Origin of the sequence: Paraburkholderia elongata (genome assembly GCF_013177735.1) — a bacterium.
Classification (GTDB): Bacteria; Pseudomonadota; Gammaproteobacteria; order Burkholderiales; family Burkholderiaceae; genus Paraburkholderia; species Paraburkholderia elongata.
Genome location: NZ_WOEZ01000188.1, coordinates 14,701 through 34,043, shown reverse-complemented (window position 1 = coordinate 34,043; position 19,343 = coordinate 14,701). Strand labels below are relative to the sequence as shown.

Sequence of the window (19,343 nt, the reverse complement as noted above, 5' to 3'; positions counted from 1 at the left end):
CATAGTACGGCTTACTTCAAGGCCGGACACTGCGCGCCCGGATCAACGTTGCGGAACGATTCGATCACCTTCACCGAACCGTCCGTCTGCACCTGGCCCAGATACATCGTGAGCGGAGTATGTCGTTGCTTGTCCATCTGGATGTGGCCGCGTGGGCCGTCGAACGAAACCTGGGCGAGCGCCGGAATCACCTTCGCCGTGTCGACCGAACCGGCTTTCTCCACCGCGGCCTTGTACAGGTAGATCGCCTCATACTCCGGCACCGACAGATCGTTCGGCGTCTTCAGATCCGCGCCGAAGCGCTTTTGCATCGCAGCGAGGAACGTCTGGTTCGCCGGCGTATCGATGTTGGTCACATACGAACCGGAGATGTAGATGCCCTGCGCGTCCGCGCCCATGCTTTTGGCGGTGCCCTCGTCGACGGCGAGATTGCCGTACGGAACCTTCACGCCCGCCGCACGCAGTTGCTTGGTGAGGGTGACGTTCGGCGCACCGCCCGCGGTCGAGGTGATGATCGCGTCAGGCTTGGCCGCCTGCAGCTTGCTGATAATCGATGTCCAGTCGGAACCGTCCATCGGCAGATACTCGTTGCCGACCACCTTGCCGCCGTGCTTCTCGATGTAGGTCTTCGTGAAGTCGAGCATACCGCGACCGAACGCGTAGTCGCTGCCGATCAGGAAGAACGTCTTCGCCTTCTGCTGCTTCATGAAGTAATCGACGATCGGCGCGACCTGCTGGTCGGGCACCCATGCATCGACGTACATGTAACGGTTGCAGGAGCGGCCTTCATAAAACGACGTGTAGATGAACGGCACCTTGCCGCGCGTCACGATCGGCAGGCCCGCGTTGCGCGCGGCACTCGTTTCCATCGAGATGAGCGCGTTGACCTTCTTTTCGAAGATCAGCGAATCGAATGCCTTTTGCGCGCCCGCCGCGCCGCTACCGTCGTCGGCCACTTCCAGGCTGACCCGACGCCCCAGAATGCCGCCTTTCGCATTGATGTCGTCGACAGCCAGTTGCGCCGCCTGAACCACCGACGGAGCAACCACACTATTCGCGCCGCTCAGACCCACGGGCACGCCGATCCTGATCGGATCGGCGGCCATGGCCGCGTGGCTCGTCATCGAGAGCGATACCAGCAGGGCGGCCGCCGCGCCGCTTGAGCGGCCGGCAGTCAGAAGGGAAGAGATTCTTTTCATTATCGTCAAGGCTCCTTGGTTTTTTGTCGAATCGACTTAAGTGACGCAGCTTTGCGGCACTTAGAGCTGCACCCCGCGCGTGAGCGCGCCATCCACTACAAGATTCGCCCCGCTCACGAAGCTCGCCGCCGGACTCGCGACGAACGCGACCGCGTTCGCGATCTCCTGCGGGCGCGCCATGCGTCCGCTGGGATTCAACGCGAGTGCTTCCGCGAACAGCTTCGGATCGTTGTGTTCGATGTGATCCCACACGCCGCCTTCGAAATAGACGTTGCCCGGCGACACGGCGTTCGCGCGGATGCCCTTCGGCGCGAGGTGGTACGCGAGGCCTTGCATGTAGTGGATCAGCGCCGCCTTGAAGGTCCCGTAAGGGCCGGCGGCAAAGTCGATTTCACGGCCGGACACGCTCGATATCGCGATAATCGATGCGGCCTTGCTCGCTTCCAGAAACGGCAACGCGGCGTCGACCAGGTTGACCGTGCCCATCAGGTCGGTTTCGAATTCCTTGCGCCATGATTCGAGATCGTTGCCGATCGACAGCGCGCTCACATTGGCGACCACGATGTCGATGCCGCCCAGTTGCGCAGCGGCGTCGCGTGTCCAGGCCTGCAACGCTGGACCGTTCGAAACGTCGACCGAGGCGCCGCATACCTTGACCGCACCGCCTGTGACCTGCACGATGCCGGCCACCGTCTGTTCGACCGCGGCGCCATCACGCGCGCAGAGCGCGACGTCCGCGCCTTCGGCTGCCAGCGTTTGCGCAATGGCGCGGCCGATACCTTTGGTGCCGCCGGTTACGAGTGCCTTCAAACCTTTGAGTTTCAGATCCATGGTGGCGTTTCCTCAGGCGGCCGGTGCGAGATATTTCTTGCTGATCGCCGCGCCGACCGAATACTTCGGGTCGACGAAATTGCCTAGCCGCACCTTGCCGCACTGGCTGAGCATCATGTAGGCATCCCAGCGGTCGAAGCCGTATTCCTTTTCCATCCACAGCACCAGTTCGCGGTACGCGATACGCGTCGCGTCTTCAAGCGGGCGCGCGCTGCCGATCGCCATCAGCAGCTCATCGGTTTCGAGGCGCGGCCATTCGATATGCCAGCCCTTGATCAGATCGACGTGGATCGTAGTCGTGCTGGAGAATTCGACGGCGGTGCCGCACACTTCGCCGTCGCCCTGGCAGGCGTGTGCGTCGCCGATAAAGAGCCGCGCACCGGCGGAGCGTACCGGCAAATAGGTGATGCTGCCGGGGCCCATGTCGGGCACGTCCATATTGCCGCCGTGATTGTCCGGCGTGAGCGAGTTGATCGAGTCGATTTCCGGCGATAGGCTCAGTGTGCCGATATGCGGCTTGTACGGCAGCGTGACGCGCTTGCTCCAGTAGACGCCTTCTTCGTCCACGTCGATCTTGCGGGTGATCTCGGGCAGCGGCTCATTGAGCGTTGCGGTGTATTCCGTACCGGTCAGCGCGCCGAAGCGCGGAATCAGGCAGCAGGTGCCGCGCGGATTGTCGCCGCGCGGCAACATCGATTCGATGTACACCGCTACCACGTCGCCCTTCTCCGCGCCTTCGATCATGATCGGGCCGCTTTGCGGATTCAGGAACGGCACCCGCAGCTTCTGACTCGGCAGATCCTGTTCCGTGAGGATCTTGCCGTCAAATGCATCGCGTGTCTGAACCACCACCCGGTCGCCAGGGACGATGTTCATCACCGGCGTCGAGTACGGTCCGATGGTGTAGTGAAATGTACCCTGACGGGATTCGCTGAGTTCATGCGTTTCGCGGACTTGGCCGCGTGCGACGCCGCGCGTGTGCATGATCGATTGTTCGAGCCAGTTCATCATGGTGTTCCTGCTCAATTGTGGGTTGTCGAGGTAAATGGGCGCAACGCTGGCGCCGCATCACACTGAAATTAGCGCTCTGACGTTATTGGCTTCCATCTGGTCCCCGGGCCCCGCCGACACGACCTGGCCGCGTACCAGCACGACATAGTCGTCGGCTACCGCCTGCGCGAAATCGAAAAATTGTTCTACCAGCAGGATCGACAGCGATCCCTTCAGCGAACGGATCACCGCCTCGATCTCCATCACGATCGACGGCTGGATGCCCTCGGTGGGTTCGTCGAGAATCAGCAGCTTTGGATTGGTCAGAAGCGCCCGGCCAATCGCAAGCTGCTGCTGCTGTCCGCCGGACAGATTGCCCGCAATGCGCCCGCGCATCGTCTTGAGCACTGGAAAGGTATGAAAGACGTCGTCGAAGGAAAATTGCTTGCCCTTGGCGGTCTGATTGCGCTCGCCCGCGTAGGCGCCGATGCGCAGGTTTTCTTCGACGCTGAGTTGCGGAAAAATCTCGCGTCCTTGCGGTACGTAGCCGAGACCAGCCAGCACGCGCCGGTGCGACGGCGTGCGCGTCAGGGGCTGGCCCGCCAGTTCGATTTCGCCGCCTTTGACCGGCAGCAACCCGACAAGGCACTTCAGCAAGGTCGTCTTGCCTACGCCGTTACGGCCGAGTACGACTGTGCAGGCGCCTTGGGCCACGTTCAGCGACACGTCGCGCAACGTGTGGCTGCTGCCGTAAAACTGATTGAGTGCGGAAATCTTCAGCATGCTCACCGTCCGAGATAAACCTGAATCACGCGTGGATCGTTGCGCACGCTCTCCATCGATCCCTCGCCGAGCAGCCGCCCTTCATGCAACACGCTGACGAGGTCCGCGATCTCGCCGACAAAATCCATGTCGTGCTCGATCACCACCACAGCCCGCTCGGGCGACTTGAGCCGCGCGATCAGTTCGACGGTACGTGCGGTTTCGTGATCGGTCATTCCGGCAACCGGTTCGTCGAGCAGGATCACGTGCGGATCGGCGACAAGCAGCATGCCGATTTCGAGCCACTGCTTCTGGCCATGCGACAGCGTGCCGGCCATCCGATCCCCTTCGTGCTCGAGACCGATCGTCTCCAGCACTTCGTCGATGCGCCCGTTCTGCTGTGCGCCGAGGCGCGAGCGAACCATGTCCGCATAGCCGCGGCCGTTGCGAATCGCAAGTTCGAGGTTTTCGCGGACCTGCAGCGCTTCGAACACGCTTGGCTTCTGGAATTTTCGGCCGATGCCCAGGCGCGCGATGGACGTTTCATCGAGCGTCGCGAGATTCGTGACCTTGTTCAGAAAGACCTCGCCCTCTGCCGGCCGGGTCTTTCCCGTGATGACATCCATCAAGGTCGTCTTGCCCGCACCGTTCGGACCGATGATGGCGCGGATCTCGCCGTAACGGAACTCCATCGACAAATTGGTGATCGCCGCGAAGCCGGAAAACCTGACAGACAGGCCGCTGATGTAGATGGCGGTGGCCGGTTGTGGCTGGTTCATTGGCCGCCTCCCTTGCTTTCGTTGCTGGCGGCCTTGAGCGTGCCCCACACGCCGTTGCTGAAATAGACAACGATCACGAGCGTTACGCCGGCAAGAATGAACGGCCACACCGCCGGCAGTTGCGCGGTCAGCCAGAACTTGAGTCCGTTGACCACGATCGCGCCGACGATTGCGCCGATCAGGGTGCCGCGCCCACCGATGGCCACCCACACGGCAATCTCGACGGACAGTTGCGGCGAAACGATAGTCGGGTTGACGATGCCGACCTGCGGCACGTACAGCATTCCGGCAAACGCCGCGAGGACCGCCGAGAGACACCACGCGAAGAGCTTCAGCGTATGCGTGCGGTAGCCGAGAAAGCGCATCCGCGCTTCGTCGTCGCGCACCGCGATTAGCGCCCGACCAAAACTGGAGCGCGCGAGAAAGCGCACGCCGACATAAGCCGCCACCAGCAGCAGGCACGAACACACCGCGAGGCCGATCTGCGTGGACGTATCGGCAAGCTTGCGGCCCGCGAGGCTCGTGAAGCCGGTCATGCCGTTGTTGCCGCCGAGGCCCACGTCGTTGATGAACAACAGCAGCATCAGCGCATACGTGAGCGCCTGCGTGATGATCGACAGATACACGCCGTTGATGCGCGAGCGGAACGTGACGAAGCCGAATGCGCCCGCGACCAGCACGGTGACGACGATTGTGACGAGGATCGTTACATCGAGCCGCGAGAGCATCTTCCATACGGAGGGAAAGTCGCTCGCGCCCATGTATTGCATGAAGTCCGGCAATACGTGCGTTTCGGCGTAGGCGCCGTTCAGCAGATAGATGGCCATCATATAGCCGCCTATGCCGAAGAAGATGCCGTGCCCGAGGCTCAGGATGCCCGCATAGCCCCAGACCAGATCGAGCGCCAGCGCGAGCAGCGCGAAACACATGATCTGTCCGATCAGGTTGATGCCGAACAGCGACAAATGCAGCGCATTCGACTCCGGAATCACAAAATAGGCAAAGGGCAGATAGAGCGCCACCAGGACCAGCACCGGGACGATGCCGACCTCCACGGTCTGGCCCATCCATTTCGTTGCAAATGCCGACAAGGTGAATCTCCTGCTGGTACGCGGATCGGGAAACGTGTTCATACGCGGGTCTTCAATGCAAAGAGTCCTTGCGGGCGCTTCTGGATAATCAGCACGATGAGCAGAAGCACGGCCACCTTGGCGGCAACTGCCCCGTAGAACGGTTCGATAAACTGGTTGATTTCGCCGAGCGCGAGCGACGAGACGACTGTCCCCGCGAGACTGCCCGCACCGCCTAATACCACCACCATGAACGAGTCGACGACGAAGCCCGTGCCCATCGACGGATTGACGCTGGCAATCTGCGTCAACACTACGCCGGCCAGTCCCGCGAGGCCAGCGCCCAGGCCGAACGCGATGCGATCGACGCGCTCGGCGGGCACGCCGAGGCAGCGCGCCATGTCGCGCAGCTGGGTGGTGGCGCGCATCAGCAATCCGAGCTTCGTGAAGCGGACCACGGCGAAGGTCGCGACGAAGATCAACACGGCGAGCACGATTGCAAACACGCGGTTGTAGGTCACAAAAAAGCCGGGCGCGACCTGCATGCCGCCGTTGAGAAAGCCGGGCGTGATGAACTCGACGTTCTGCGAGCCGAACAGCACCTGAATCAGCTTGATCAACGCGATGCTGACCGCCCAGGTGGCGAGTAGCGTCTCCAGCGGCCGGCGATACAGAAACCGGATGACGAAGAACTCGAGCAACATGCCGCACGCTGCGCAGATCACGAACGCCACGGGAATCGCAACAAAAATGTAGGCGTCGAACCAGCCCGGCAGATGCGCCTGCATGAAACGTTCGACGAGGTACGTCGCGTACGCGCCGATCATGATGAATTCGCCATGCGCAAGATTGATCACGCCCATCAGGCCGAACACGATCGACAGGCCGAGTGCCGTCAACAACAACACGCCGGCATAGCTCAAGCCGCTAAACAGAATCGACAAGCCCTTGCCGAGCGACAGCCACGTGTCCATGTGGCGAATCGCGCCCTGCACTGCAGCTAGCACGTCGGGATCCGAGCGCACGGAATCCTGCGCCGCAAAGTTCGCCAGCGCAGTCCGCGCGGTTTCGCTCGGCACCTCGGCCACAGCCTTGATCGCCGCCAGGCGGTCGGCCTTGACATTGCTGTTCAGCCCGCGTTTAGCCAGAGCCAGCGTGAGAATGGTCGCGATATCCGGGTCGTGCTGCGCCTTGACCGCACGGGCGACGACAGTGGGATCGAGCAATGCAAAGAACTTGTCGACTTGCCGCGCGGCCGTCGCGCGGGTGTCCTGCTGCGGCGAGAACAGGTCCATTTCCGCCGACGCCAACGCGAGCCTGCGCATCATCACAATGCTCGGCACATAGGGCGAATCCGCCGGTGCGTTGGCGCGCGGCTGGAGGGTCGCGGCGTCGAGCGCAGGGTTTCCCTGCAGCGTCGCCTGACCGTCGGCGCCGCACACCAGCGCGCCGTTACGAATCGCATCGACGACCTGACGCGCCCACGCACGCTCATGCGTATCGTCCGACACGCCGGTTTCGACAAGTTGCTCTAGTGCAGCGGCCTTGTCGCCGTTCGTCGCGCAGAACGACGTGAGCATCGAAGCGCGGCCCGGCGCGGCGCTCGCGGTAGTGGCCCAGACAAGCGCCAGACAAGCGATCGCGCGAAAGATCTGCCTGAAATTGATCATGGGTGTTTCCATTCGATCCTGCTAGGGGGACCGGCATGCTTGCGTATGCCGATCCCACAACTGGCTGACTATGCGGCAGGGACTGTCAAGCCTTGCCGATAAACGGGCTGAATGGCACCGGCTTCTCGATGTCTTTAGACTTCCACAAAATGTCGAAGCCCTGAGTCGCATTGATCGAGCCGATCATGTCGCCACGCCACAAGTACTGGGTGGAAGCATCCATCTTCACCGTGTAGCCTGCCGGATCGACCATCGACTGACCCGCGAGCGCCTTGCGCACCGCGTCCGCGCTGGTGGAGTGCGCTTTCGCGGCAGCCTGCGCCCACAGATTGATGCCGAGATAGGTCGACACCATCGGGTCGATCACCATGTCCGGCCGATGCTTCAGGTTATGGGCGCTCACGTAGTTCTTCCAGTCGCTCTTGAACTGGCGGTTCTGCGGCGTATCGACGTTCTGGAAGTAACACCAGCAGCTGAGGTGGCCAACCAGCGGCTTCGTATCGAGACCTTCCAGATCGCTGTCGACCACGTCCAGGCCAAGGATCGGAATATCGGTTGCGCGCACGCCCTGATTGATCGCTTCCTTGAACATCGCCGGAATCGAATCGCCGACCACCGTCATCACGACGATGGCCTGGCCGCCCGGTTGCGCGGCGAAGTCCTTGATTTCGCGCACGATGGTCTGGAAGTTCGACTGCCCGAATGGAACGTAGTGTTCGCGCCATGCCGAGTCAGGAATGTTCTTGGTCTTCAGATAGCCTTTGAGCATCTTGTTGATCGTGCGTGGCCAGACGTAGTCGCTGCCGATCATATAGAAGCGCTTGGCGCCGCCGCCCTGGTCACTCATCAGGTAATCGATCGCCGGGAGCACCGAGCTGCTCGGCGGCGAGTTCAGATAGACAACGTTCTTCGACTGCTCTTCGCCTTCGAAGTGAAGCGGATAAAACAGCAGACTGTCCTGCGACTCGACCACCGGCAACACCGACTTGCGCGACACCGACGTCCAGCAGCCGAACAGCGCCGCGCATTGGTCGCGCAGGATCAGTTGCTTCGAGAGCTGCGCATACATGGGCCAATCCGACGCCGGATCGACGACGACGCCCTGAAGCTTGCGCCCGAGCACGCCGCCCTTGGCGTTGATCTGATCGATCGTCATCAGTGCCGTATCTTTTAGCAGCGACTCGCCGTTGGCCATCGTGCCCGATTGCGAAAACAGCAGGCCGAGCTTGATCGGATCGCTGGCTCCCGCGGCAAACGCAGCCTTGGGTAGCGCAGTGCCCGCAGCGGTCACCAATCCGGAGCCGACTGCCGACAGGAAGGTACGTCTTTTCATTTGCTTCACTCCGACATGGATTAGAAATCGCAAACGCAAAAAGCCCGAAACCAGACAAGCTGGTTTCGGGCTTTTTTGGCCGGTGCCGCTCAAGACGCCTTTGTCTCGAACAGCGAAATGGATGCTGTGGTTCCCCGTTATGCACGGCGGGTCAGCGCGACTCTATAAGCAATGGCTATGCCAGGTTTTGCAGCCGGCCGGGATGCGTACCGCAAAACCCTTTTGTGAAACGGATGCGAATTGATCAGTTGCGTTCCGGTCAAAACGGAAGGCATGATAAATAAAGCAATCGGCGCGGCTGACTGGCTCAGCACCGCACAAAGACGGTGCGCGTGCGCACCAGCCGCGTGCCACACGCACAAACAGCGTACTTCCCAAACGTAGCGACCATCGGTTTTGACGAATGACCCGTATTGATGCCGGCCGTACCTCAGACCCAATCAGAATTGGCGTGCTGTACTCACGCTCAGGCGTGACCTCAGCCGCGGAGCTCACTCAACTGCAAGCCACCATGCTTGCGGCGGAGGAGATCAATCGCGCAGGCGGCGTGTCCGGCCGCGAGATCGAACTCGTCTGTCTCGATCCGCAATGCCAGCCGCGGCGTTATGCCGACCTCGCCGAACAACTGATTCTCGAACACCGGGTTCGGATTATCGTCGGCTGTTATATGTCCAGCACGCGCAAGGCGGTCATTCCGATTGTCGAACGGCACAATGCGCTGCTCTTCTATGCGACACCGTATGAAGGCTTCGAATACAGCCGCAATGTGATCTATACCGGTGCGGCGCCGAATCAGAACACCCTGCCGCTCGCCGGTTTCATGCTCACGCAGTTCGGCTCACGCGTGAGCATGATCGGTTCAGACTATGTGTGTCCCTACGAGTCGAATCGCGTGATGAGCGATCTGATCCTCGAACGCGGCGGAGAAAAGGTGGACGAAACCTACCTGTCGCTCGATGCGCCGTGGGAGAGTTATCTGGATGTCGCAAAGCGGATCAAGCAGCTCGCACCCGACTTCATTTTCTCCACCGTCGTGGGCGAAGGCATTCCGCATCTGTACCGTGCGTTTGCTCATGTCGGGCTCGATCCGTACCGCACGCCTATCGCCAGCCACATGACCAGTGAAGCCGAAATCGCGGTAATGGGAAACGACCTCGCACAAGGACACATCACCTCGGCCGCATACTTTCAGAGTGTGGATACGGCCGCGAACCTCGGCGCCGTCGCCCGCTATCAGGCCCGCTTCGGCGACGATCAGCCGACCAACATGTGCTGGGAAGCCTCCTATTTCCAGATGCATCTGCTCGCGGATGCGATCCGCCGCGTCGGCTCCGACGACCCGACGCTGTTGCTGCGCGTGTTGCCCGGACTCGAATTCGACGCGCCACAGGGCCGCGTGCGTATCGACGAGCACAACAACCACACGTACCTGCATCCGTTAATCGGCCGGGTCGACGCACATGGCCGCTTCGATATCGTCGGGCGCGCACCTGAACGCGTGAAGGCGGATCCCTACGTCGTCTCTCACAGCACGCCCGCGTGGACCGCACACGCGCATCCTGAACTCGCACGCGCGGGAGAGGATCGATGACGCGGACCGCGCAGACGCCGGCGATCCTGCGCGACCTGCGTTCGCTAAAAGTCGTTGTGATTCATCCGCAGGATCAGGACGGCGAAGAGTTGCTCGCGCAGCTTCAGCGCATTGGCTGTGACGTGCAGGTATGCTGGCCGCGCCTCGACAGCCTGCCTTCCGACACCGGCCTCGTCGTCATGGCGATGCGTCCTGAGGCGCTGTCAGTCGATTATCCGTGGCTCGGAACCAGCGCGTCGCCGCCGGTGATTCCGGTCGTGACCTACGAAAATCCGATCACCATCGAAGCGGTGCTGCGGTTGAATGCGTTTGCGACGATCCCGTCGCCGGTCCGCTCGTTTGGGTTATTGACCGCCATCGCCGTCGCGCTCACGCAATTCAAGGCATCCCGCGCACGTGAGCGATACATCGAGCGGCTCGAGCAGAAGCAGGCGAAGGTTCGGGTGATCCAGCAGGCCACGCGGATCGTAATGGACTCGCGCGGCATGTCTGAAGAAGATGCGTATCAGCTGCTGCGCTCAAAGGCCATGCTCAAACGCGAACAGATCGAGACGGTGGCCGGCGACATCGTCAGGGCACACGAAACCCTGAGTTTCTAACGCCGGCTCTTGCCGACCGGATGTTTGCAACAGAACCTCGCCGGGAACCGCTGCCTGGCCGATAGCGACGCCCCAGACTTACCAATGGTAGTCTCGATGTTGACTACTACTATGCTGAGCCGGGGCAATATGAACAAACAGTGGACCATAAGCGATGTTCCGCCGCAGATCGGCAAGCGAGTTCTCATCACTGGAGCGAACAGCGGCATTGGCTACCATGCCGCATTGACTCTGGCACGCAAAGGCGCGCAAGTCATACTTGCGTGCCGCGATAAACAACTCGGAGAAGAGGCCTTATCCCGTCTGAACGCCGCCGCGCCCAACGCTCGTGCCGAACTCGCGATTCTCGATCTCGCATCCCTCGCGTCCGTACGCCAGTTCGCGCAGAGGGAGCTCGCCGAGCAACGCCCCATTCACGTTCTGGTCAACAATGCTGGCGTCATGGCGCCGCCGAAACGGCTCGAGACTGCCGACGGCTTCGAGCTGCAGTTTGGCACCAACGTACTCGGCCATTTCGCGTTGAGTGCGCTCCTTATGCCCGCTCTTGAACTAGCTGCGACTGGATCGCCTGATCGACCACGCATCGTCACAATCGCGTCCATCGCGCACAAGCAAGGACAGATCGATTTCAACGACCTCCAATCCAAAAAGACGTATTCGCCAATGCAGTCCTATCGGCAGTCGAAGCTCGCGGATCTGATGTTTGCGTTCGAACTCGACCGGCGTTTGCGCGCTGCCAATTCCCGTGTTATGTCGGTTGCCGCTCACCCTGGCGTCGCAAACACCAATCTGTTTCGGGGCGGGGATCGCTCCGCGATTTCGCGAGCTGCCCGCGATCTCCTTAGTCATTTCATCGGCGCCGTGCTGAACACCGATTACGCGGGCGCCCTGCCGACCCTTTTTGCGGCTACTTCGCGTGACGTCAGTGGCGGTGGCTACTATGGTCCACAAGGCTTTCTGGAGGCACGCGGAAGCAGGATTGGCGAGGCGAGCGTCGCCAGGCAGGCAAAGGACGCTTCGAATGCCGGCCGTTTGTGGCAGGTGTGCGAAGAGCTCACTCAGGTACTTCTGTTGCAATAACGCCGTGCAGTGCCGCTATGATTGCAGCTGCAATTCCTTGCCAACCCGTCGGAGAACGTTATGCCAGAAGTCATTGTTTACGCAGTAGCAGGGCGCTCACCCGAGCAAAAGAAAGCGCTGATGACGGGGATTACCAAAGCTGTGGTTGACAGCTTTGGTGTCGCCGCTGAACAGGTTGTCGTGCAGATCGTGGAGTCTTCACCAGACTCCAAGTCAAGAGGCGGCATTCCGTTCAGTGAGCGCCAGCGCACGTCTTGAACCCGCATGGCGGACGCGCTCAGGTTGCGACCGCCGCCGTCGCATCGACGTATAGCGCGTACAGCGATTGCCCAGCCGCCATGAACAGCCGGTTATGCGCTGCGCCGCCGAAGCAGACGTTCGCGCAGCGTTCGGGCAGAGCGATGCGGCCAATCGCGTTGCCGTCCGGCGCGAATATCATCACACCGTTGAGTCCCGGTCCAGTGCCCCAACCGGCCCACAGGTTACCGTCCGTGTCGCAACGGAAACCGTCTGGCGCGCCGTTTTCGCCCGCATCGACGAATACGCGCCCGTGCACGAGGCTCCGACCGTCCTCGACATCGTACACACGGATGCGCCGCGGCTTTGAGCCCGATTCGACAATGTAGAGGCGGCGTTCGTCGGGCGAGAAGCAGATGCCGTTCGGATTGACGATGTCGTCGGCGACCACCTCCGCCCGGCCGGTGGCCGGGTCGAAGCGGTAGACGTTGGTCGGCAGTTCGGGCTCAGCTTTGACACCCTCATAGTTGTTAGAGATGCCGAACAGTGGATCAGTGAACCAGATGCTGTCGTCGCTCTTCACAACCACGTCGTTCGGTGAGTTCAGCCGCTTGCCGTCGAAGCGGTCGAGCAGCACGGTCAGCGCGCCGTTGTACTCGGTGCGCGTCACGCGCCGGTTGCCGTGCTCGCAGGTGATGAGCCGACCCTGGCGGTCCCGTGTATTGCCGTTCGCGTACCCCGATGGCTTGCGAAATACCGACGTCGCGCCGGATTCCTCATCCCACCGCATGATGCGGTTGTTCGGGATGTCGCTCCACAGCAGGAAGCGGCCGTCGCCGAACCACAGCGGGCCTTCGCCGAAGCGCATGCCCGTCGCAAGCCGCTCGACCGCCGCGTTCGTGATCCGGTATTTCAGGAAGCGCGGATCGAGCACTTCCACTGCGGGATCGGGATAGGTCTCACTTTGTTGCCACATAGTGCTGGCCCTTGAGTCAACGGGGCTGCTTGATGAACGCTTCGAATGCCCTGGCGTAGTCCGGATGCCAGCGCGACAACGGGGGCCGGTTCTCGACGATATCGCCTGCCGCCCATAGAATGCGCAGTTCGTCGAGCGAACGCGGCACGTCGTTGTCGGGACACAGTATGTAGAAGTCGCCGGCGTCGAGACGCTCGAACATGAAATCGACGGTCTGCTCGGGCGTCCATGCGGCGACGGGCTTTTCCACGCGGCCGTTCCGCGTCAGTTCCGTGAACACGAAGCCAGGAATCAGCAGATGAGCGCTGATCTGGCAGTCGGCGGTGTTGCGCAGTTCGTGCTGCAGCGCTTCGGTGAACGCTTTCAGACCGGCCTTCGCAACGTTGTATGCGGGGTCGCCCGGCGGCGTCGTGATGCCTTGCTTTGAACCGGTGTTGATCACGAGCCCCGGACGACCGCGCTTGATCATGTCCGGCACAAAGACCTGCGTACCGTGGATCACGCCCCACAGGTTGACACCCAGCACGCGCTCCCAGTTCTCGGCTGGACCGAACATCCCGCTGCCGGGCTGAATGCCGGCGTTGTTCATCAGCACATCTGTTCCGCCGAAGCGTTCGACGACGGTTGCGTGCAGGCGGCGAACTTCGTCGGCGACGCTGACGTCGGTCTCAACCGCGAAGACGTCTTGTGTGCCGTTTGCGGTCAGCGCGGCGATTTCCTCCACCGCCCGCGCGACGCGGTCGGTGCCGAGGTCGGCAATGCAGATGCGCAGCCCAAGCTGCGCAAAGCGTTTGGCAGCAGCCAGGCCAATGCCAGCGGCGCCGCCGGTGATCACGGCGACGGCGCCCGGAGTCAGGGCAGAATGAGTCATCAGAATCCTCGTTAGCGCCGGAATCGCGGCGCCACCAAGCGGTCGCGATCCCGATCCATTCGAACAGTGAGTCGACGATCGTAGCATGAAGGCTTTTTTGCGTGACCGACCGGGGGCACCGCTGGGGAGCGGTCCGAAGCACGGCGCGGACGGCTGTGACCCGCTAGCGACATTCGGCCACGTTCACTGGATGTCCGCTTACCGCCACGTTCAGTATCGCCGCGCGGAGCCAGTCGAGCGTCAGGTCGCCACCGCGGGCAATTTGAGCAAGTCCAGGAAAGCACGGGCGACGGGTATGAGCGGTTCTCCCGCACTTCCCTTAAAAACGGCCGCGAGTTCCCAGCAGGGCTCCTCGGCTTCGCACAGGCTCGCCGTTGCGACCGGCGCGCCGCGCGTGTTGCTCCCCCTCGCGGCGGCCACAGATTCGGGCACCATGCTGATCGCAAGCCCCTGTGCAGCCAGTTCAAGCAACATCGGCATGTCGTTGACCTCGAAGCTGGTCCGGCGTTGCAGCCCTGCCGCCGCAAAGCATCGATCGACCAGCCGCCGCACGCTCCACTCCGGGCGCAGGTCGGCGAATGTTTCGTCGATGAGATCGGCCAGCGCCAGCCCGCTGGCGCCCGCAAGGCGATGATGCGTCGCGCAGACGACGACCATTCCTTCACATGCGAACATGTGCGATCCGACACCATCGAGCGACGTATCCGGTGGCTGTGTGAACGCGAGGTCGAGGCGCCCTTCCCGCACCTCGTCGATCAACGCGCGCGAGCCGTCCAGTGTCAATTCGATATCGATCCCACCGAACGCGGCCCGAAACTGTCCTAGCGATGCGGCCAGGTCGACGAAAGGCGCGAGACCGTGAATCGCACCGATACTCAGCCGGCCGCGTGCGAGCCCGTGAACCTGCGTTACGGCGTGCCGCGCGTCGCGCGCGGCAGCCAGGACCCGCTGCGCCTCTGCGAACAGCACTTCGCCGGCAGGCGTCAAGGCGACTCGCCTCGTGCTGCGATTGAACAACGGTCCGCCCAGGTCTTCTTCCAGCGAGCGGATCGACGCAGACAATCCGGACTGCACGAGGTTGAGGCGCCGCGCCGCGCGCGTGAAATGCCGCTCTTCCGCGACCGCCACGAAATGTTCCAGCTGCTTTAAATCCACGTTGGCACTCTTTCTTGCAGAGACGATTAATCACGAAACCCGCACAATTGAATCATATCTTTCTATTGGAATGGTAATTCAATCTCCGCTATCGTCGAACGTCTGGGGAAGTCAAGGAACACTGGGCACGAAATGCGGGCGCAATCTGACTTAACGACCGCACGCCGGCTGTAAATCCTCGCAACATACATGGAGATTGCTTCATCATGGACTACCGTCAACTTGGCCGTTCGGGCCTCAAGGTGTCGACCATCACGCTAGGCACGATGACGATGGGCGGCAAAGGCAAATTCGCGAGCGTCGGCGAGGTTGGCCTCGACGAGGCGCGCCGGCAGATCGACATGTGCATCGACGCGGGCGTCAACCTGATCGATACCGCGGACGTCTATTCGAACGGTGCGTCGGAGGAAATCGTCGGCCAGGTGCTCGGCGGCAAGCGCAAAGGCGGCGTGCTGATTGCGACAAAAGCCCGCTTTCCCATGGGTGACGGCCCGAACGACCGGGGTCTGTCGCGGCATCATTTGATAGAAGCCTGCGAGGCGAGCTTGCGCCGCCTCAAGACTGATGTGATCGACCTCTACCAGGTGCACGAATGGGACGGACTCACGCCGCTCGAAGAAACGCTTGAGGCGCTCGACCTGCTTGTCCGGCATGGCAAGGTCCGGTATGTCGGCTGCTCGAACTACTCAGGCTGGCACCTGATGAAGGCGTTGCATGTGAGCGAACGCGATCGTCTGCCGCGCTTCGTGAGCCAGCAGATCCATTACACGCTCGAAGCACGCGAAGCGGAATACGAACTCGCGCCGATCGCACTCGATCAAGGCTTGGGCATTCTCGTCTGGAGCCCGCTCGCAGGCGGCCTGCTGTCGGGTAAGCACCGCCGCGACGCGACGCCCGAGGGCACGCGTCAGCTCGCCGGCTGGACGGAGCCGCCGATCCGCGACGCCGAACGACTGTGGTCGATTGTCGACACGCTTGTCGAGATCGCCGGCGAGCAGAATGTCTCGGCCGCTCAGATCGCGCTCGCATGGACGCTCGGGCGCCCCGCCGTCACGTCGGTCATCATCGGCGGGCGCAACGAGAAGCAACTGCTCGACAACCTCGGCGCGGCGAATCTCAGGCTGACCGACGAACAGCGCGAGCGGCTCGACAAGGTGAGCGCGCCGCCCCTGCTCTACCCGTACTGGCATCAGGTGCAGACCGCGCACGATCGTCTTTCAGTTGCGGACCTGTCGCTGCTGGGGCCCCATCTCAAGGCGTAGAGGGTGATGCGGCCGAGATCGACCCCCGGCCGCTCTGAAAGATCGCAGGTCATACAGAGATGTCCACCTTGGCCGGATCGCAGTAGTTCTATCGCGAAGTCGACTTGCGCTTGCAGCGACTTCACTTGACCATGGCGCGCCGTCATGAGCCTGCCGTGCAATCAAGCCGATGGATGCCCCTTCACTCCTCGCGTCACGCAATCCGCGATCGACATCGTGCGCTGCCACCGACCGGTGGCAGCAGCGCCTCGCTCGCATTCAAGCTAACGACGTACACCGAATCATCATGAAAAAACTCAGAACGGCCATCGTCGGTTGCGGAAAGGTCGGTCATTTCCATGCCCGGGCGCTCTCGAACCTCGAGAACTCGGACTTCGTCGCGGTATGCAGCACCTCTCTCGATCGAGCAAAGGCCTTCGGCAAACAATACGGTGTGCGCGCGTTCGATAGCGTCGAAGAGATGGTGGAAGCCGCGCAGGTCGACGTTGTATGCGTCTGCACTCCGCATCCTCAGCATGCTCCCGTTGCAATCGCCGCCTTGAAAAGCGGCTGTCACGTTCTCATAGAGAAGCCCCTCGCTTCTTCGCTCGAAGACTGCGATGCAATCCTTTCATGTGCGGAAGAACACCGGCGTACGGTCGGCGTCGTGTGCCAGCGGCGCTTTTATCCGTCCGCGATGCGAATCAGGCAGGCCATCGATGCGGGCAAGATTGGCCGCCCTGTCATCGGTAACGTCGTCATGCTCGGATGGCGCGACCGCCAGTACTACGAAAGCGATCCCTGGCGTGGCTCGTGGGCTGGCGAAGGAGGCGGCGTGCTCGTGAACCCGGCACCTCACCAGCTCGATCTGCTCCTCTGGTATCTGGGCGAGATCGATGAGGTCTACGGAGTGTGGAAGAACGTCAACCACGACTACATCGAAGTCGAAGACACCGCGGCGGCCATCATCAAGTTCAAAAGCGGCGCGATTGCCAACATTCTGGTCAGCAACTCACAGAATCCTGCGTTGTACGGGAAGGTCCATATTCACGGAGATAACGGCGCGTCGGTCGGCGTACAGACGGACGGCGGCGCGATGTTCATCGCCGGCGTCTCGACCATCACTGAACCGCCTTACAACGATATCTGGACGATCAAAAGCGAAGAAGGAATGCTCGCCGAGTGGAGAAACGCGGACGCGGAGTATTTCAATTCCTCGGATTCCCTGTACTTCTATCACGAGCAGCAAATAGATGATTTTCTGACTGCCGTCGGCAACGGCACGAAGCCTTTGATCGACGGACTGGACGGCCGGAAGACCGTAGAACTGTTCACAGCCATCTATCGCAGCACGCAGAACAATGCGGTTATAAAACTCCCACTCTGAGCAGGACGACGAATCGCCGGTGTTCGATGCCGGCAATGCATGTTTGGGCGAGCCTCCAGACGGCATCTTGAATGCGAAATCATGAAAGCAACAAAGACCCGATATTTCATTGTCTTTTTACTGTTTGTAGTCACGGCCATCAACTATATGGATCGTGCGAATCTCTCGATCGCGGGCAGCAGGATCCAGGGGGAATTCGGCCTTTCGCCGACCCAGCTCGGCCTGCTCTTTTCAATGTTCACGTGGACGTATGCGGCCGCCCAGATTCCCGTCGGGTATCTCCTTGATCGAATCGGATCGAGGGTTCTATACGGCAGTGCAATAGTCATCTGGAGCACATGTACGTTCGCGATGGGCTTTGCATCCCATCATCTTTTCGCGACCCTCGGCGCCTCGTTTGCGGTGCTGCTGGTCTGCCGGGCCCTGATTGGCCTCGCTGAAGCGCCGTCGTATCTCTCGAATACGAAGATCGTCGCGAACTGGTTTCCGAAGAACGAACGCGCACGGGCGACGGCGACCTATATCAGTTCGCAATACATGGGTCTTGCATTGTTCACGCCCGTCCTGACTTTTCTGACGAGCCGTTACGGCTGGCAAATGGTGTTCTATGCAACGGGTGGAGCGGGGATCGTCTTTGGGGTCTACTGGCTGATCGTTTATCGTGACCCCAAAGACAGCAGGAAAACCGGTCAGGCCGAGCTCGACCTTATCAAGGCCGGTGGTGGCTACGGATCTCAGGATCAATCCACGGTCAGCACCGTGGTTGAGAGAGACGACGTCCTGTACTTCCTCAAGAACAAAACTGTCTGGGGCCTGTTCATCACGCAGTTCGCCTACAACTCGACGCTGATCTTCTTCATGACATGGTTCATCGTCTACCTCGAAAAGGCATTGAATCTCACGCTTTCCAAAGCGGGACTGGGCGCATCCATTCCCTATCTCATGGCGATGGTCGGCATGCTGGCGGGCGGCTTCCTCAGTGACAGCCTCCTGAAAAGGGGTAAATCGGTCACGGTCGCGCGCAAGACGCCGGTGATCGTTGGCCTCGTGTTGACGGCCATGATCGTCACCGTCAATTTTTTCGAGAACCAGCCCGTCATCGCGATCGGGATCCTTTCGCTGGCCTTTTTCGGAAACAACGTCGCGAATCTCGGCTGGGTGGTGTTTACGGACGTCATTCCTCGCAATTTCATCGGTACGATGGGCGGCTTCCTGAATCTGTTCGGCAATCTGTCCGGCATTACTACGCGCATCGTTTTCGGCATGATCCTGCAGCGCACGCATAACTTCCACTATGCGATGTGGTACGTCTCGATCGTCGCCGTTCTGGGCATCCTTTCGTATATCTTCCTCGTCGGCAAAATCGAAATGATCGTGCCGCCGAAGAAGCGGGCGCCGGATGCGTACCGGGTCATGCAGTCGAACTAGGCTCATGTAGGAAGACTTACGCTACCCGAGCGTCTGCAGGACTGAACCCGTTTTGCACATAACTGTTTTGTGCAAAACGTCACTTTTGCAACGCTTTATCGCCCGTTACTCTGCTTCGATGCGTCACTGCGTTCAGAGTGTCAA

18 protein-coding genes are annotated in these 19,343 nt (G+C 61.0%); 7 read left to right on the top strand and 11 right to left on the bottom strand.

The annotated features are described in order from the left end of the window. Nucleotides 1–11 precede the first annotated feature (11 nt). The 8 genes from GNZ13_RS33190 to GNZ13_RS33155 all read right to left on the bottom strand — a co-directional run bounded on the left by GNZ13_RS33190 (nt 12) and on the right by GNZ13_RS33155 (nt 8,634). Complete coding sequence (locus GNZ13_RS33190; RefSeq protein WP_172172443.1) at nt 12–1,124, bottom strand: substrate-binding protein; 1,113 nt, start codon at nt 1,122–1,124, stop codon at nt 12–14. A 135-nt stretch (nt 1,125–1,259) separates the two neighbouring features. Continuing rightward, nucleotides 1,260–2,030: an SDR family NAD(P)-dependent oxidoreductase gene (locus GNZ13_RS33185; RefSeq protein WP_172172423.1), complete on the bottom strand. Its 771-nt coding sequence runs from the start codon at nt 2,028–2,030 to the stop codon at nt 1,260–1,262. Nucleotides 2,031–2,042: 12 nt separating this feature from the next. Beyond that, complete coding sequence (locus GNZ13_RS33180; RefSeq protein ID WP_172172441.1) at nt 2,043–3,038, bottom strand: acetamidase/formamidase family protein; 996 nt, start codon at nt 3,036–3,038, stop codon at nt 2,043–2,045. Between the two features lie 60 nt (nt 3,039–3,098). Beyond that, nucleotides 3,099–3,803, bottom strand: a complete 705-nt coding sequence (gene urtE, locus GNZ13_RS33175) for an urea ABC transporter ATP-binding subunit UrtE (protein ID WP_172172421.1) — start codon at nt 3,801–3,803, stop codon at nt 3,099–3,101. Nucleotides 3,804–3,805: 2 nt separating this feature from the next. Beyond that, entirely contained in the window at nt 3,806–4,561 is a 756-nt protein-coding gene (gene urtD / locus GNZ13_RS33170) for an urea ABC transporter ATP-binding protein UrtD (protein ID WP_172172419.1), read from the bottom strand. After that, complete coding sequence (gene urtC / locus GNZ13_RS33165; RefSeq protein WP_236002304.1) at nt 4,558–5,652, bottom strand: urea ABC transporter permease subunit UrtC; 1,095 nt, start codon at nt 5,650–5,652, stop codon at nt 4,558–4,560. The genes urtD and urtC overlap by 4 nt, the downstream gene beginning before the upstream one ends. A gap of 38 nt (nt 5,653–5,690) precedes the next feature. After that, the gene (gene urtB, locus GNZ13_RS33160) at nt 5,691–7,301 is read right to left on the bottom strand and encodes an urea ABC transporter permease subunit UrtB (RefSeq protein ID WP_172172415.1); all 1,611 of its coding nucleotides are present in this window, start codon (nt 7,299–7,301) and stop codon (nt 5,691–5,693) included. An 85-nt stretch (nt 7,302–7,386) separates the two neighbouring features. Further along, a complete protein-coding gene (locus tag GNZ13_RS33155) occupies nt 7,387–8,634 on the bottom strand; it encodes an urea ABC transporter substrate-binding protein (protein ID WP_172172413.1) in 1,248 nt (415 codons plus the stop codon). Nucleotides 8,635–9,037: 403 nt separating this feature from the next. On the opposite strand from GNZ13_RS33155, the gene GNZ13_RS33150 reads away from it, so the two are divergent. The 4 genes from GNZ13_RS33150 to GNZ13_RS33135 all read left to right on the top strand — a co-directional run bounded on the left by GNZ13_RS33150 (nt 9,038) and on the right by GNZ13_RS33135 (nt 12,162). Continuing rightward, complete coding sequence (locus GNZ13_RS33150) at nt 9,038–10,225, top strand: transporter substrate-binding domain-containing protein (RefSeq protein ID WP_172172412.1); 1,188 nt, start codon at nt 9,038–9,040, stop codon at nt 10,223–10,225. After that, nucleotides 10,222–10,824: an ANTAR domain-containing response regulator gene (locus GNZ13_RS33145; protein WP_172172410.1), complete on the top strand. Its 603-nt coding sequence runs from the start codon at nt 10,222–10,224 to the stop codon at nt 10,822–10,824. Before GNZ13_RS33150 ends, GNZ13_RS33145 begins: the two co-directional genes overlap by 4 nt. A 96-nt stretch (nt 10,825–10,920) precedes the next feature. Next, entirely contained in the window at nt 10,921–11,904 is a 984-nt protein-coding gene (locus tag GNZ13_RS33140) for an oxidoreductase (protein WP_236002303.1), read from the top strand. A 60-nt stretch (nt 11,905–11,964) separates the two neighbouring features. Further along, nucleotides 11,965–12,162, top strand: coding sequence for a tautomerase family protein (locus tag GNZ13_RS33135; protein ID WP_172172408.1), 198 nt, complete (start codon nt 11,965–11,967; stop codon nt 12,160–12,162). A 19-nt stretch (nt 12,163–12,181) separates the two neighbouring features. Here the strand turns inward: GNZ13_RS33135 and GNZ13_RS33130 are convergent, their stop codons facing one another. From GNZ13_RS33130 to GNZ13_RS33120, 3 genes are all read right to left on the bottom strand, one after another. Then, entirely contained in the window at nt 12,182–13,117 is a 936-nt protein-coding gene (locus GNZ13_RS33130; RefSeq protein WP_172172406.1) for an SMP-30/gluconolactonase/LRE family protein, read from the bottom strand. A gap of 16 nt (nt 13,118–13,133) precedes the next feature. After that, a complete protein-coding gene (locus GNZ13_RS33125) occupies nt 13,134–13,988 on the bottom strand; it encodes an SDR family NAD(P)-dependent oxidoreductase (RefSeq protein WP_172172404.1) in 855 nt (284 codons plus the stop codon). A 240-nt stretch (nt 13,989–14,228) separates the two neighbouring features. Continuing rightward, nucleotides 14,229–15,143, bottom strand: coding sequence for a LysR family transcriptional regulator (locus GNZ13_RS33120; protein WP_172172402.1), 915 nt, complete (start codon nt 15,141–15,143; stop codon nt 14,229–14,231). 206 nt (nt 15,144–15,349) lie between these two features. Between GNZ13_RS33120 and GNZ13_RS33115 the strand changes: the two genes are divergently transcribed. The 3 genes from GNZ13_RS33115 (at nt 15,350) to GNZ13_RS33105 (ending at nt 19,199) form a co-directional block, all read left to right on the top strand. Then, on the top strand, nt 15,350–16,405 hold the full coding sequence (locus tag GNZ13_RS33115; RefSeq protein WP_172172400.1) for an aldo/keto reductase: 1,056 nt from the start codon (nt 15,350–15,352) through the stop codon (nt 16,403–16,405). Between the two features lie 286 nt (nt 16,406–16,691). Further along, nucleotides 16,692–17,771 carry a Gfo/Idh/MocA family protein gene (locus GNZ13_RS33110; protein WP_172172398.1) on the top strand — a complete coding sequence of 360 codons (1,080 nt, stop codon included), beginning with the start codon at nt 16,692–16,694 and terminating at the stop codon, nt 17,769–17,771. An 81-nt stretch (nt 17,772–17,852) separates the two neighbouring features. Next, a complete protein-coding gene (locus tag GNZ13_RS33105) occupies nt 17,853–19,199 on the top strand; it encodes an MFS transporter (protein ID WP_172172396.1) in 1,347 nt (448 codons plus the stop codon). The last annotated feature ends 144 nt before the right edge of the window (nt 19,200–19,343 follow it).